Origin of the sequence: Pseudomonas fluorescens (assembly GCF_001307275.1) — a bacterium.
Classification (GTDB): Bacteria; Pseudomonadota; Gammaproteobacteria; order Pseudomonadales; family Pseudomonadaceae; genus Aquipseudomonas; species Aquipseudomonas fluorescens_AA.
This window is the reverse complement of record NZ_CP012831.1, coordinates 5,645,794-5,659,303: the sequence shown is the minus strand read 5'-3', so window position 1 is coordinate 5,659,303 and position 13,510 is coordinate 5,645,794. Positions and strand designations below refer to the sequence as shown.

The window sequence follows — 13,510 nt, the reverse complement described above, 5'->3', positions numbered from 1 at the left end:
GATGCACAATCCTAATGGAAAAAAGCCTCCACATCGGGAGGCTGACAAGAATGTGTCGCGAAAGATACAGCAACTCATTATTGTTTGATATTTATTCCCATTAGTATCGATATTTTTGTGACCGCTCAGTCCGTCATCGCGAGCAAGCTCGCTCCCACAGGGATCTTCGGTGGCTACAAGCCTTGTGATTGGCCCCGCTATCCCCTGTGTGGGAGCGAGCTTGCTCGCGATGGCGCCAGAACAATCTCCCCATGCCCTACAGGCCCGCCACAATCGACTCCTGTGCGACCCGCTGGAAAAACGTCTGCGCCCGAACATCCTGGGTATACGCCACATTCAACCGCAACCAATCGCACGCCTCCCCCTGGGGCAGGAACGTCGAGCCCTGGGACAGTTGGATCTGCAACTCCCGGGCGATCTGCTGCACCCGTTGTGCCGCCAGGCACCGAGGCCTGGCCCAGACGAACATCCCCCCCATCGGCTCGGCAAACACCTCCCAGTGGGCCGGGTCCAGTTGGCGCAGCGTACTTGCCATCTGCTTGTTCAGGCGTTGGCGCAAGCGTTGGATCAGCTTGCGATAAGCACCGTTGGCCAGCAACGTCGCTACCACGTTTTCCGCCAGCAGCGAACAACCGATGCCGGTAATCATCTTGACTTCGGCCAAGCGCCGGATGATGTCGGGCTGGGCGACGACATAACCAATGCGCAGCGAACTGGACAAGGTCTTGGAAAAACTCGCCAGGTAGATCACCCGGTCCAAGGCATCCAGGGAAGCCAGGCGGGACGTCGGGCCATTCTGGAAATCGGCGTAGATGTCGTCCTCGATGAGGCGAAAGTCATGGGCCGTCGCCAGTTGCAGCAGACGATAGGCCACGCTCGGCGCCAGACTGGTGCCGGTGGGATTCTGGTACATGCTGTTGATGAAGAAATACGAGGGTTTGTGCTCGCCGAGAAGCTGTTCCAGGCGGGCGATGTCCGGGCCCTGGGCAGTCCTCGGCACCGCCACGGTCTTGACCCCCTGCAGCCTCAGCAGATTGAACAGGTTGTAGTAGCCGGGGCTTTCCACCAGCACCAGGTCACCGGGCTTGAGCAGGGTTCGCACCAGCAGATCGAGGCCCTGGCTGGCGCCTTGGGTGGTGATGATCTGTGCCGGGTCGACGTGAATGTCGATCAGGCCCAGGCGTTTTTGAAGGTGCAGGCGCAGATGAGGCGAACCCAACGGGGTGCTGTAGTTGAACAACGCGTGGTTGTCGCTGCGCACCACCTGGCGGATCGCCTGGCCCAGGTCGGTGTCGTCGCGCCAGGCGTCGGGCAGCCAGCCGCAACCGAGCTTGAGCTGCGTCGATTCATTGTCGAACAACCGCCACGACGGGTTATCCGTTTCAGCTATCGGCTCCACCGGCAGGACCACCTGTTGCGCGACAAAAAAGCCCGCGCCATGCCGAGACTCCAGCACCCCGCTGGCAACCAGTTGGTCATAGGCCTTGATCACGCTCGACAGGCTCAGGCCATTTTCCCGGGCCAGCTGGCGAATGGACGGCATTCGCGCGCCGGGGCGAATGCCATGGGCGTTGATCCAGCCCGTGAGGTGCGTCACGAGCTGCCGGATCATGGGCTCGGCAGTGTTGCGATCAATCTTCAGGTCCACGGCGGGCACTCTTGGCCAAGTGTTCTCGATTTTCTAGAAAACAGTTAAACACAAATGACCGGCGTCTGTTCCTTGTTTGCGTTGTGCCCGGCGGCGATAGTCCCCGGGACTTCATGCGCACCCTTTAAGGAACACTCTTGAACCCACAGCATCGACATGCCTGGGGGCTGGCTTTCGGCCTCTGCCTGATCACCCTCGCGGTCAACCTGCAGGCGCCGCTGTACACCACCTACGCGCAATTGTCCGGCTCCGGGGCCGGGGCCACGGCGGTGGCGTTTTCCGGTTATGTGCTGGGCGTGCTGCCGGTCCTGCTGGCGTTCGGTGGGTTGGCCGACCGGGTGGGCCGCAAGCCGTTGATCCTGGTGGCGCTCGGGCTGTCGATGTTGGCGACGCTGGTGACGTTGCTCTGGCCGAGCCTGGTGGCGCTGGGTGTCGCGCGCTTGATGATGGGGGTCGGCACCGGGCTGGCCTCGGCCACGTCGACCGCCTATATGACAGAGCTCATGGCAACCCGCGATACCCGCTCGCCGGCCAACCGGGTCACCGCCAGCACCTCCCTGGGTTTTGGCCTGGGCGCGGCGTTGACCAGTCTGTTCCTGTTCGTCCATCCCAGCGCCACGCCCGGCAGCTTCTGGCTGCAGCTGCTGTTGGCCGCCCTGGCGATTGTCGTGGTCTGGCGGCTGCCGGACCCGGCGCTGAAAATCAAAGACGCGCGGCTGCTGCGCCTGCCTTTGTTTCCCGCCGGCAGCCTGCCCTACAGCTTTTCCATGCTATTGGCCTGGGCGACTTCGGGCCTGGTCATCGCCATATTGCCGTCGGTGCTGGCAACCCACGACTTGCAGCGTTGGTCGGGCCTGTCGACCTTCACGGTCATCAGTTGCGGCTTGCTCTTCCAGCCTTGGGTGCGGCGCATGTCGCCGGCCAGGGCCACGGGCCTGGGGTTGTTGATCCTGCCGGTGAGCTATGCCTTGCTGGCCTGGGGCGCGAGCGCCGGCTCCCTGCTCGCCGTGTTGCTGGGAGCGCTGGGCGCCAGCAGCGCTTGCTACGGTTTTCTGTACCTGGGTGGGTTGTCGGCCGTCACGGCCATGGCCGGCGCGGAAAAGGCTCGGGTCAGTGCCGGTTTTTTCCTGTTCGCCTATGTCGGGTTCAGCATCCCGGTGGTGGTGACCGGGTTGCTGGCCGATCATTTCGGCGCGGACGTGGCGTTGATCGTATTCGGCCTGGCGTTGTTGGCTGGGGTGTCTGTTACCGGATGGCGCATCGTCCGGACTGAGGCTTATGTGAGCCACCTGTCCCACGGCTGAACACACCAACCTGTGGCGAGGGAGCTTGCTCCCTCGCCACAGGGGGCTGGCTGAAGGATTGGGGGAAGCCTTGGACAGCTCGACACTGCGCTCGGCAAAGTCGTATACCATATCCCCACCTAAGCCGAACGACCCGCCGCCGTGACTTTATCCAAGTTCAACCTGCCTGACCTGGGCAACACCCCTTCCACCTCGGAAATCATCACCCGCCACCTGCGCGATGCCATCGTGGCTGGGCATTTTGCCGAGGACGAGCCGATTCGCCAGGATGACATCGCCCGGCAGTTCAACGTCAGCAAGATCCCCGTGCGCGAAGCCCTCAAGCGCCTGGAGGCCGAGGGCCTGGTGATGTTCCAGCGCAATCGCGGGGCGATGGTGACGCGCATTTCCGAGGCGGAGCTGGCGCAGATGTTCGAGGTGCGCATGCTCCTGGAAGACAAAGTGCTGCGCCTGGCGATTCCCAACATGACCGAAGACACCTTCGCCCGCGCCGAAAGCATCTGCCGGGAGTTCGTCGGTGAAGACGACGTCGGGCGTTGGGCCGAACTGAACTGGCAACTGCACGCCTGTCTCTACGAACCGGCGCAACGGCCGTTCATGGTGAGCCTGATTCGCTCGGTCCACGACAAGCTGGAGCGTTACTTGCGCATGCAGATGAGCCTTTCGGCCGGTAAGGACCGTGCCGATCACGAGCACCGGGAAATCATCAAGGCCTGCCGCGCCGGTGATGTCGAGCGGGCCGTGGCGCTGCTGGACGAGCACATCGCCGGGGTCTGCGAGACCTTGTTCAAGTTCCTGCCTTCCAGCCATTGATCGGCCAACGTTGTGCCGATTTCGTCATCGGCGACAGATAAAACCATCAAGCCGCCACCCCTGGGCGCGAGCCACGCTTACCGTCACTCACCTGAACGGACGTGGCCCTCCCATGAAACGCATCACCGTGATCGATTCCCATACCGGCGGCGAACCGACCCGACTGGTCACCGACGGTTTTCCTGACCTGGGCCAGGGCAGCATGGCCGAGCGCAAGCAACGCCTGGCCGCCGAGCATGACACCTGGCGCACCGCCTGCGTGCTGGAACCCCGGGGCAGCGATGTGCTGGTGGGGGCGCTGCTCTGCGAGCCGGTGGACCCGAGCGCCTGTGCCGGCGTGATCTTTTTCAACAACAGCGGCTACCTGGGCATGTGCGGCCACGGCACCATCGGCCTGGTGGCGTCATTGGCCCACCTGGGCAGGATCGGCCCCGGCGTGCACAGCATCGAAACCCCGGTGGGCACGGTACAGGCAACCTTGCACGAAGACCGCTCGGTCAGCGTGCGCAACGTGCCGGCCTATCGTTACCGCAAGGCACTGGCCCTGGAAGTGCCCGGCATCGGCCAGGTGGTGGGCGATGTGGCCTGGGGCGGCAACTGGTTTTTCCTGATCGCCGAACATGGCCAGCGCGTGGCCGGCGATAACCTCGACGCATTGACCGCCTACACCTACGCCGTACAGCAAGCCTTGGAGCAACAGGGCTTTCGCGGCGAGGACGGCGGCCTGATCGACCATATCGAACTGTTTGCCGATGACCCGCAAGCCGACAGCCGCAACTTCGTGCTCTGCCCGGGCAAGGCCTATGACCGCTCCCCTTGCGGCACCGGCACCAGCGCCAAACTGGCGTGCCTGGCGGCCGATGGAAAACTGCAGCCTGGGCAGATCTGGCGCCAGGCCAGTGTCATTGGCAGCGAGTTCGAAGGCTCCTACGAACACTCGGGCGAGCGCATCGTGCCAACCATTCGCGGTCGCGCCTACATCAGTGCCGAAACCACCCTGATCATCGAAACCGACGACCCGTTCGCCTGGGGCATTCGCCCGTGAGCAAGGGCCATGTCGCCGACGTGATCGTCATCGGCGCGGGCATCATTGGCGCGGCCTGTGCCCAGGCATTGGCCCGGCGCAACGTCAACGTGTTGGTGCTGGACGCCGGTTGGCACGGCGCCACGGCGGCCGGCATGGGGCATCTGCTGGTGCTGGATGACAACCCGGCGGAACTGGCCCTCAGTCAATACTCCCTGCAACGCTGGCGCGAACTGGCACCGGCCCTGCCCGAGGGTTGTGCCTGGCGCAACAACGGCACCTTGTGGCTGGCGGCAAATGCCGAAGAAATGGCCGTGGCCCAGAGCAAATACCTGAACCTGCTGGCCCATGGCGAAGCCTGCGAATTGATCGGCCAAGCCGCTCTGCATCAGCGGGAACCCGAGCTACGCCCAGGGTTGGAAGGCGGGCTGCTGATCAAGGGCGACGGCATCCTCTACGCTCCGGCAGCCGCCCGCTGGATGCTGGACGCGCCTAACATTCGCCAGCAGCGGGCACAGGTCAGCGAAGTCGACGGTCACCGCGTGCGCCTCGACGACGGTCGCTGGCTGAGCGCCGACGCGGTGGTCCTCGCCAATGGCATCCAGGCCACCGAGTTATGCCCGGAACTGCCGATCGAGCCGAAGAAGGGCCACCTGCTGATCACCGACCGCTACCCCGCCACCGTCACTCACACCCTGGTGGAACTGGGCTACGTCACCAGCGCCCATAACGCCAACGGGCCGTCGGTGGCGTGCAATATCCAACCACGCCCGACCGGACAATTGTTCATCGGCGCCTCACGGCAGTTCGGCAGCGTCGATCCGCAGGTGGAAGGCTGGATGCTGGCGAAGATGCTCAAGCGCGCCGTCGAATACATGCCAGGGTTGGCGCATCTGAACGGCATCAGGGCCTGGACCGGTTTTCGCGCGGCGAGCCCCGACGGCTTGCCGCTGGTGGGGCAACATCCACAGCGCAAGGGGCTGTGGCTGGCGGTCGGTCACGAAGGCCTGGGCGTCACCACTGCGCCCGCGACGGCCGACTTGCTGGTGGCCCAGCTGTTCGACGAAACCTCGCCGCTGGCGCCTCAAGCTTACCTGCCGCAGCGTTTCCTTGGAGAGCCGGCCCATGCCTGAAGCCCGACACAAGTTCTTGTGGCGAGGGAGCTTGCTCCCGCTGGATGGCGCAGCAGTCCCCTGGATTGGCCCGACACACCGAGTTGTCAGATCGTTGTCGGGGCCGCTGCGCGCCCCAGCGGGAGCAAGCTCCCTCGCCACGGGATGGGCGTTTGGTGCTGATATCCATTTACCCTTGGGGGATTGTTCCTATGCCTGATCTATTCCTCGACGGCCACCCCTTGTCAGTGGCCAACGGCACCAGCGTCGCGGCGGCATTGGCGCTGGGCGCGGACGGTTGCAGCCGCACCTCGGTCAGCGGCCAGCGACGGGCGCCCTTGTGCGGCATGGGCATCTGCCAGGAGTGCCGGGTGTTGATCGATGGCCGGCGCCGCCTGGCCTGCCAGACCTTGTGCCTCGATGGCATGCATGTGCAGACCCGACCATGAACGAAACCACCGACCTGCTGATCATCGGCGCCGGCCCCGCGGGCATGGCCGCTGCCCTCGCCGCGGCAAGCAGCGGTGCACGCATCGTGCTGCTGGACGACAACCCGCTGCCCGGCGGGCAGATCTGGCGCGACGGCCCCCAGGCCAACCTGCCCGCCGCCGCCCGACGCCTGCGCGATCAACTGCACACCTGCGCCAACGTACGCTGCCATGCCGGTACTCGCGTAATCGCCTGCGCGGCGGATAAAACCTTGCTGGTGGAAGATGCCGAGCGCGGCTGGCAGATCAGCTACGAGCGCTTGATCCTCTGCACGGGTGCCCGTGAGCTGCTGCTGCCGTTTCCCGGCTGGACACTGCCCGGCGTGACCGGCGCCGGCGGGTTGCAGGCGTTGATCAAGGGCGGCTTGCCAGTGCGCGGCGAACGGTTGGTCATCGCCGGTAGCGGCCCCTTGCTGCTGGCCAGCGCCGCCACGGCAAAACATCAGGGCGCACAGGTGGTACGCATCGCCGAGCAGGCCCGTCGCGGCGCCGTCGTCGGTTTCGCCGCGCAATTGCCACGCTGGCCGGGGAAGCTTTTCCAATCGTTCAGTCTGTTCGACCGGCACTACCGCACCGACACCCATGTGGTGGAAGCCCTCGGCCGGGACCGGCTGGAGGGCGTGCGCCTGCAACAGCAAGGCAAGACGATTGAATTGGCCTGCGATCGGCTCGCCTGCGGTTTCGGGCTCATTCCCAATACCCAGTTGGGCCAGGCCCTGGGCTGCGCGGTCGAAGACCAGGCGCTGGCGGTGGACGCGTGGCAAGCCACCTCTCGCCGCGAACATTACGCCGCCGGTGAGTGCACCGGTTTCGGCGGCAGCGAACTGGCGCTGGTGGAAGGCACCATCGCCGGCCATGCCGCCGTCGGCAATAGCACCGCCGCCCAACAGCTGTGGCCCCGTCGCGCACGTTGGCAGGGGTTCGCCCGGGCCTTGAACACGGCCTTCGCCCTCGATCCACGACTCAAGACCCTGGCCACGGCGGACACCCTGGTCTGCCGCTGCGAGGACGTGCCGTATGGCGAACTGGCCGGCCATGCCAACTGGCGCGAAGCGAAACTGGCCAGCCGCTGCGGCATGGGCGCCTGCCAGGGCCGAGTGTGCGGCGCCGCCCTGGAACACCTGTTCGGCTGGACTGCGCCCCTGCCGCGCCCGCCCTTCAGCCCGGCGCGGATCGAGACCTTGCTGAACCTGGCAGAAACCCCGCCCACCTGACCGATCTGCACTCACCCCAATCCCCTGTGGGAGTGAGCTTGCTCGCGATAGCGGTGGGTCAGCTTGCATCGATGTCGGATGCACTGACGCCATCGCGAGCAAGCTCGCTCCCACAGAAGGTTCGCAGGAGACGCCGCGGCCCCCAATGTGGGAGCGAGCCTGCTCGCGAAGGCGGCGTGACAGGCAGCACATTTTCAACTGACACTGCGCCATCGCCCCACAAAAAAGACGACGCCGGCCATGTACCCCTCGCTCACCGCCCTAGCCCCTTGCGACCTCGACACCCTGCTGCGCAGCCTGCAGCCCATCGCCCCGCTGCTGGACACCCTCGCGGACGTGGTGTTTTTCATCAAGGACCCGCAGGCCCGCTACGCCTTCGTCAACCAGACCCTGGCCCGGCGTTGCGGCTTCAAACACCGCAGCGACCTGCTCGGCCTCACCGCCGACCAGGTGTTCCCCGAACGCTTCGGCCCGCTGTACACCGAACAGGATCGCCGGGTGCTGGCCAGCGGGCGGGAGTTGGCCGACCAGCTCGAACTGCATTTGTATTACGGCAACCAGCCCGTATGGTGCCTGACCCACAAGCTCGCCCTGCACGATCCGGAGGGCCGGATCGTCGGCCTGGCCGGCATTTCCCGCGACCTGCAACTGCCGCAATCGAGCCATCCGGCGTTTCACAAACTGGCGGCGGTGGACGCCCATATCAAGCAGCACTTCGCCCGCCCCATCAGCCTTGCCGAGCTGACCGCCATCGCCGAATTGTCGGTGGCGCAACTGGAACGGCACTGCAAGCGCATCTTCCAACTCACACCACGGCAGATGATTCACAAGGCAAGGTTGGAGGAAGCCTCGCGGCTGTTGCTCGACCAGGACCTGCCGATCACCGAGATCGCCCTGCGCTGCGGTTACACCGATCACAGCGCCTTCAGTCGCCAGTTCCGCGCCCTGACCAGCCTGTCGCCCAGCCAATATCGCGAGAATCAGCGCTGATCCATGTTCCCTGATGGGGCGTCGGATCCCGTGGCTGCTCCCATCTGTAACACCACAGGCCAACGTAGCACCCTGCCCTCATACGCCACCGCCCGCCTGGAAAGCCTCTAGGTCAGTCCTCCCACACAATTACTGCGACTCAACCCGAAACAGGCATGCCGATTGCTTATCTAATATCGTATACGAAATCCTCAATACGATATCTCACCGCATTTATTCGACAGCGAGGCATTTATGAAAAACCCTGCATTGGCCGTAGCCCTCAGCGTTGTCCTCACCCCGCTTTTCATCGCCCCGGCCCACGCCGACAAACTCGACGACATCATCGGTTCCGGCAAACTGCGCTGCGCCGTGACCCTGGACTTCCCGCCCATGGGCTTTCGCGACGAAAGCAACAAACCGGCGGGATTCGACGTGGACTATTGCCAAGACCTGGCGAAGGTCCTCGGCGTAGACGCCGAAGTGGTGGAAACGCCGTTCTCCGATCGAATCCCCGCGCTGCTGTCCGGTCGCGCCGACGTCATCGTCGCCTCTACGTCGGACACCTTGGAGCGAGCCAAGACCGTCGGCCTGACCGTGCCCTACTTCGCCTTCCAGATGGTGGTGCTGACCCGCGACAACACCGGCATCAACAGCTACGCCGACCTCAAGGGCAAGGCCTTGGGCAACACCAGTAGCACCTACGAAGCCATCGCCCTGGAGAAGGACCAGAAGAGCTGGGGCAGCGGCAGCTTCCGCGCCTACCAGTCGCAGAACGACACCCTGCTGGCCGTCGCCCAGGGGCACATCGATGCCACCGTGGTGACCAACACCGTGGCCGCCGCGACCATCAAGTCGGGCAAGTACAAGAGCCTGAAGATCGCCGGTGACGCGCCCTACGTCATCGACTACGTGTCCCTCGGCGCCAAGCGCAGCGAGTACGGCCTGCTCAACTACCTCAACCTGTTCGTCAACCAGCAGGTGCGCACCGGCCGCTACAAGGAGTTGTTCGTCAAATGGGTCGGCACCGACATCCCGCCGGCCAACCTGACCGTTCCCCAGGTCTACTACTGAGGATCGGCGCATGCCAAGCACGCCTGTCCGTGTGAAAGGCCGCAGCCTGGTGGAGGGTGCCGCCCAGGGCGCCCTGTTGTTCGCCGAGGTGGGGCTGAGTTTCTGGGGCGGCGTCGATCCAGCCAGTGGCGAGGTCATCGACCGGCACCATCCCTTGAGTGGCCAGCACCTGGCCGGACGCGTATTGGCGATTCCCAGCGGACGCGGCTCCTGTACCGGCAGCAGCGTCTTGATGGAACTGATCAGCAATGGCCACGCCCCCGCAGCCCTGGTGCTGGCCGAAGCCGATGAAATCCTGACCCTGGGCGTGCTGGTGGCGCAGGTGATTTTCCAGCGTTCGCTGCCGGTGTTGTGCGTGGGACACGAGGCCTTCAATGGGCTGCGCGGCCAGGGTTTTGTCCGTCTGGAAAGCGATGTCCTGACATTGTCTGGCCGGCCCCTGGACGACGGCTGGCAAGGTTCGTACGCGGCGTCGCAGCCGCCCACGTTCTCAACCCTGGAACTGACCGAACAAGACCGGGCATTGCTCGACGGCAGCCATGGCAAGGCTGCCCAAGTGGCGATGCACATCGTGCTGCGCATGGCCGAGATCCAGGGCGCCACGCAATTGCTAGACGTGACCCAGGCCCACATCGACGGCTGCATCTACACCGGTCCCGCCAGCCTGCGCTTTGCCGAGCAACTGGTGCAATGGGGCGCGAAAGTTCGCGTGCCCACCACCCTCAATTCCATCTCCGTGGACCAGCGTCGCTGGCGCGAGCTGGGTGTCGACCCGGCGCTGGGCGAGCCGGCCAGTGCCTTGGGCGACGCCTACATGGCGATGGGCGCCCAGCTGAGTTTCACTTGTGCGCCCTACCTGCTGGACACCGCGCCAAAAGCCGGCGAGCAAATCGTCTGGGCCGAATCCAATGCGGTGGTCTATGCCAACAGCGTGTTGGGCGCGCGCACGCAAAAGTACCCGGACTTCCTCGACATCTGCATCGCCCTGTGCGGGCGGGCACCGTTGACCGGCTGCCATCTCGACGACCCGCGCAAGGCCCGGCTGATCGTCGACGTGCCGGCACTGGGCAAGGTCGATGACAGTTTCTATCCGCTGCTGGGCTATCACATCGGTAGTCTGGCCGGCCGGCGTATTCCGCTGATACGCGGCCTGGAACACGCCGCACCGAGCCTGGACGACCTCAAGGCCTTCGGCGCCGCGTTCGCCACCACCAGCGCCGCGCCGCTGTTCCACATCGCCGGTGTGACACCGGAAGCGCTCGACCCGGCCGATGTCCTGGAGCGCGACGTCGCGTTGCCACAGGAAAGCGTCGACGCCACAGGCCTGCTTGCCAGTTGGCGCGAACTCAACAGCGCCCGAGACAACTGGGTGGACGTGGTGTCCCTGGGCAATCCGCATTTCTCCCTCAGCGAATTCGCCGCCCTCGCGACCTTGTGCGCGGGCCGGGTCAAGCATCCCTATGTGGTGCTGGCAATCACCTGCGGTCGGGCGGTGCTGGAGCAGGCCCGCAAAGCCGGGTATCTGACCGCCATCGAGGCCTTCGGCGCGGTGCTGGTGACCGACACCTGCTGGTGCATGCTGGGTGAGCCGGTGATCCCGCCCCACGCCACCACGCTGATGACCAACTCCGGTAAATACGCCCACTACGCACCCGGCCTGGTCGGTCGCGGGGTGCACTTTGCCGCCCTCGCCGACTGCGTCGAGGCCGCGTGCACCGCCGCCACTCGCGGCCAGCCGCCCACATGGCTGCAACCCACCCGCACCGGGAGCCCGACCCATGTTTGACTACAGCTTCCAATGGCGCCCGGCCTTGCGCGCCCTGCCCGACATGCTCGCCGGGGCCTGGGTGACCTTCGAGACCGCCGCGCTGTCGATGATTTTCGGCGTGCTGATCGCCCTGGTGCTGACCGTGATGCGCCAGGCCCCGAATCGCTTGCTGCGAGGCGTAGGCAATGGCTGGGTGTCCATCGCCCGCAACACGCCCTCGCTGTTCCAGATCTACATCCTCTACTTCGGCCTCGGCTCCCTCGGGCTGCACGTCAGTTCCTGGCTGGCCTTGCTGGCCGGAATCACCTTCAACAACGCCGGCTACCTGGCGGAAAACTTTCGCGGCGGCCTCAAGGCCGTGCCCGGTACGCAAATGCGCGCCGCCCGTTCGTTGGGGATGAGTGCCTTCCAGGCCTACCGGATGATCATCGTCCCGCAACTGTTGCGCATCGTCTTCTACCCGCTGACCAACCAGATGGTCTGGGCGGTGCTGATGACGTCCCTGGGGGTGGTGGTCGGCCTGAACAATGACCTCACCGGTGTCACCCAGGAATACAACGTCAAGACCTTCCGCACCTTCGAATACTTCGCCCTCGCGGCGGTGCTGTATTACCTGATCGCCAAGCTGATCGTCGGGTTGGCCCGGCTGTTGTCCTGGCGGTTGTTTCGTTACTGAGGAGGGTGGGTCATGTTTTCTACAAGCCTCAGCGTCAACGACCTGCTGTATTTGCTCGAGGGGGCCTGGGTCACGCTGCAACTGACCGTGTGGTCGATCCTGCTGGGCACCTTCGCCGGGTTGCTGTTCGGTCTGTTGCGGGCGCTGTTGCCGCGGGCCAGCCTGCCGCTGGCCTGGCTGCTGGACGTGTTTCGCAGTGTGCCGCTGCTGATCCAGTTCGTGCTGTTCAACTCCCTCAAGAGCATCGCCGGCCTGAACCTCAGCGCCTTTGCCGTCGGCTGTATCGTCCTCGGGATCTACGCCGCGGCGTACTTCACCGAGATCGTCCGCGGTGGCGTGCTGGCGGTGCCGTTGAGCACCCGCCGGGCCAGCCGGTCGCTGGGCCTGAGCTATGTGCAGGACCTGCGCTTCATCGTCCTGCCGATTGCCACGCGGGTGGCCTTTCCCGGCTGGCTGAACCTGGTGCTGGGCGTGATGAAGGACACCGCGCTGGTGATGTGGATCGGCATCGTCGAATTGCTGCGGGCGTCGCAAACCATCGTCACGCGCATTCAGGAACCCCTGCTGGTGCTGTGCATCGCGGGCCTCATTTACTACGTCATGAGCCTGGTGGTCGCCCGCCTCGGCGCACGCCTGGAAAGAAGGTGGCAGGAAAATGATTGAGATCGAAAACGTACACAAATCCTTCGGTGACCTGGAAGTGGTCAAGGGTGTGAGCCTGACGGTGGACAAGGGCGAAGTGGTGTCGATCATCGGCGGTTCCGGCTCTGGCAAATCGACCCTGCTGATGTGCATCAACGGCCTGGAGCCCATTCAGAAAGGCAGCATCCGCGTGGACGGCATCGAGGTTCATGACCGGGCCACTGATCTCAATCGCCTGCGGCAGAAAATCGGCATCGTCTTCCAGCAATGGAACGCCTTCCCTCACCTGACCGTGTTGGAGAACGTCATGCTGGCGCCGCGCAAGGTGCTCGGCAAGAGCCGGCAGGACGCCGAGGCCCTGGCGGTGAAACAGCTTGAACATGTGGGCCTGGGGGACAAGCTCAAGGCCTTCCCCGGCAAGCTTTCCGGCGGCCAGCAACAACGCATGGCGATCGCCCGGGCGCTGGCGATGTCGCCGGACTACATGCTCTTCGACGAAGCCACCTCGGCCCTGGACCCGCAACTGGTGGGCGAAGTGCTGGACACCATGCGCATGCTCGCCGAAGACGGCATGACCATGGTGCTGGTGACCCACGAGATCCGCTTCGCCCGGGACGTGTCCGACCGCGTGGCGTTCTTTTGCAATGGGCGGGTCCATGAAATCGGCCCGCCGGACCAGGTGATCGGCAACCCGGTGCAGCCGGAGACGGCGGCGTTTCTCAAGTCGGTGAAATAGCGGATGGCCCTATCGCGAGCAAGCGCGCTCCCACAGGGGAAC

13 protein-coding genes are annotated in these 13,510 nt (G+C 64.7%); 12 read left to right on the top strand and 1 reads right to left on the bottom strand.

Features of this window, described 5'->3' with window-relative positions:
• Positions 1-256 precede the first annotated feature (256 nt).
• Positions 257-1,648, bottom strand: coding sequence for a PLP-dependent aminotransferase family protein (locus AO356_RS25000; RefSeq protein ID WP_060742056.1), 1,392 nt, complete (start codon positions 1,646-1,648; stop codon positions 257-259).
• 137 nt (positions 1,649-1,785) lie between these two features.
• Between AO356_RS25000 and AO356_RS24995 the strand changes: the two genes are divergently transcribed.
• From AO356_RS24995 to AO356_RS24940, 12 genes are all read left to right on the top strand, one after another.
• Positions 1,786-2,952 carry an MFS transporter gene (locus AO356_RS24995; protein WP_060742055.1) on the top strand — a complete coding sequence of 389 codons (1,167 nt, stop codon included), beginning with the start codon at positions 1,786-1,788 and terminating at the stop codon, positions 2,950-2,952.
• Between the two features lie 141 nt (positions 2,953-3,093).
• Positions 3,094-3,765, top strand: coding sequence for a GntR family transcriptional regulator (locus AO356_RS24990; RefSeq protein WP_060742054.1), 672 nt, complete (start codon positions 3,094-3,096; stop codon positions 3,763-3,765).
• Between the two features lie 112 nt (positions 3,766-3,877).
• Positions 3,878-4,810 (top strand): 4-hydroxyproline epimerase, encoded by a 933-nt coding sequence (locus tag AO356_RS24985; protein WP_060742053.1) that lies wholly within the window; start codon positions 3,878-3,880, stop codon positions 4,808-4,810.
• Positions 4,807-5,922 (top strand): NAD(P)/FAD-dependent oxidoreductase, encoded by a 1,116-nt coding sequence (locus AO356_RS24980; RefSeq protein ID WP_060742052.1) that lies wholly within the window; start codon positions 4,807-4,809, stop codon positions 5,920-5,922. Before AO356_RS24985 ends, AO356_RS24980 begins: the two co-directional genes overlap by 4 nt.
• 191 nt (positions 5,923-6,113) lie before the next feature.
• Positions 6,114-6,350, top strand: a complete 237-nt coding sequence (locus tag AO356_RS24975; RefSeq protein WP_060742051.1) for a 2Fe-2S iron-sulfur cluster-binding protein — start codon at positions 6,114-6,116, stop codon at positions 6,348-6,350.
• Complete coding sequence (locus tag AO356_RS24970; RefSeq protein ID WP_060742050.1) at positions 6,347-7,603, top strand: NAD(P)/FAD-dependent oxidoreductase; 1,257 nt, start codon at positions 6,347-6,349, stop codon at positions 7,601-7,603. The genes AO356_RS24975 and AO356_RS24970 overlap by 4 nt, the downstream gene beginning before the upstream one ends.
• Positions 7,604-7,843: 240 nt before the next feature.
• Positions 7,844-8,593, top strand: coding sequence for an AraC family transcriptional regulator (locus AO356_RS24965; protein WP_060742049.1), 750 nt, complete (start codon positions 7,844-7,846; stop codon positions 8,591-8,593).
• 234 nt (positions 8,594-8,827) lie between these two features.
• Complete coding sequence (locus tag AO356_RS24960; RefSeq protein WP_060742048.1) at positions 8,828-9,646, top strand: transporter substrate-binding domain-containing protein; 819 nt, start codon at positions 8,828-8,830, stop codon at positions 9,644-9,646.
• Positions 9,647-9,656: 10 nt separating this feature from the next.
• Positions 9,657-11,432, top strand: a complete 1,776-nt coding sequence (locus tag AO356_RS24955; RefSeq protein WP_060742047.1) for an aconitase X — start codon at positions 9,657-9,659, stop codon at positions 11,430-11,432.
• Positions 11,425-12,090, top strand: a complete 666-nt coding sequence (locus AO356_RS24950; RefSeq protein WP_060742046.1) for an amino acid ABC transporter permease — start codon at positions 11,425-11,427, stop codon at positions 12,088-12,090. Before AO356_RS24955 ends, AO356_RS24950 begins: the two co-directional genes overlap by 8 nt.
• A 12-nt stretch (positions 12,091-12,102) precedes the next feature.
• Positions 12,103-12,753, top strand: coding sequence for an amino acid ABC transporter permease (locus tag AO356_RS24945; RefSeq protein ID WP_060742045.1), 651 nt, complete (start codon positions 12,103-12,105; stop codon positions 12,751-12,753).
• On the top strand, positions 12,746-13,468 hold the full coding sequence (locus tag AO356_RS24940) for an amino acid ABC transporter ATP-binding protein (RefSeq protein ID WP_060742044.1): 723 nt from the start codon (positions 12,746-12,748) through the stop codon (positions 13,466-13,468). The genes AO356_RS24945 and AO356_RS24940 overlap by 8 nt, the downstream gene beginning before the upstream one ends.
• Positions 13,469-13,510 lie beyond the last annotated feature (42 nt).

Bases quoted from the DNA above. Each gene is read 5' to 3' on its own strand.
- AO356_RS24955 (WP_060742047.1), top strand. From the start codon at position 9,657: ATGCCAAGCACGCCTGTCCGTGTGAAAGGCCGCAGCCTGGTGGAGGGT.
- AO356_RS24960 (WP_060742048.1), top strand. From the start codon at position 8,828: ATGAAAAACCCTGCATTGGCCGTAGCCCTCAGCGTTGTCCTCACCCCG.
- AO356_RS24985 (WP_060742053.1), top strand. From the start codon at position 3,878: ATGAAACGCATCACCGTGATCGATTCCCATACCGGCGGCGAACCGACC.
- AO356_RS24950 (WP_060742046.1), top strand. From the start codon at position 11,425: ATGTTTGACTACAGCTTCCAATGGCGCCCGGCCTTGCGCGCCCTGCCC.
- AO356_RS24940 (WP_060742044.1), top strand. From the start codon at position 12,746: ATGATTGAGATCGAAAACGTACACAAATCCTTCGGTGACCTGGAAGTG.
- AO356_RS24945 (WP_060742045.1), top strand. From the start codon at position 12,103: ATGTTTTCTACAAGCCTCAGCGTCAACGACCTGCTGTATTTGCTCGAG.
- AO356_RS24970 (WP_060742050.1), top strand. From the start codon at position 6,347: ATGAACGAAACCACCGACCTGCTGATCATCGGCGCCGGCCCCGCGGGC.
- AO356_RS24965 (WP_060742049.1), top strand. From the start codon at position 7,844: ATGTACCCCTCGCTCACCGCCCTAGCCCCTTGCGACCTCGACACCCTG.
- AO356_RS24975 (WP_060742051.1), top strand. From the start codon at position 6,114: ATGCCTGATCTATTCCTCGACGGCCACCCCTTGTCAGTGGCCAACGGC.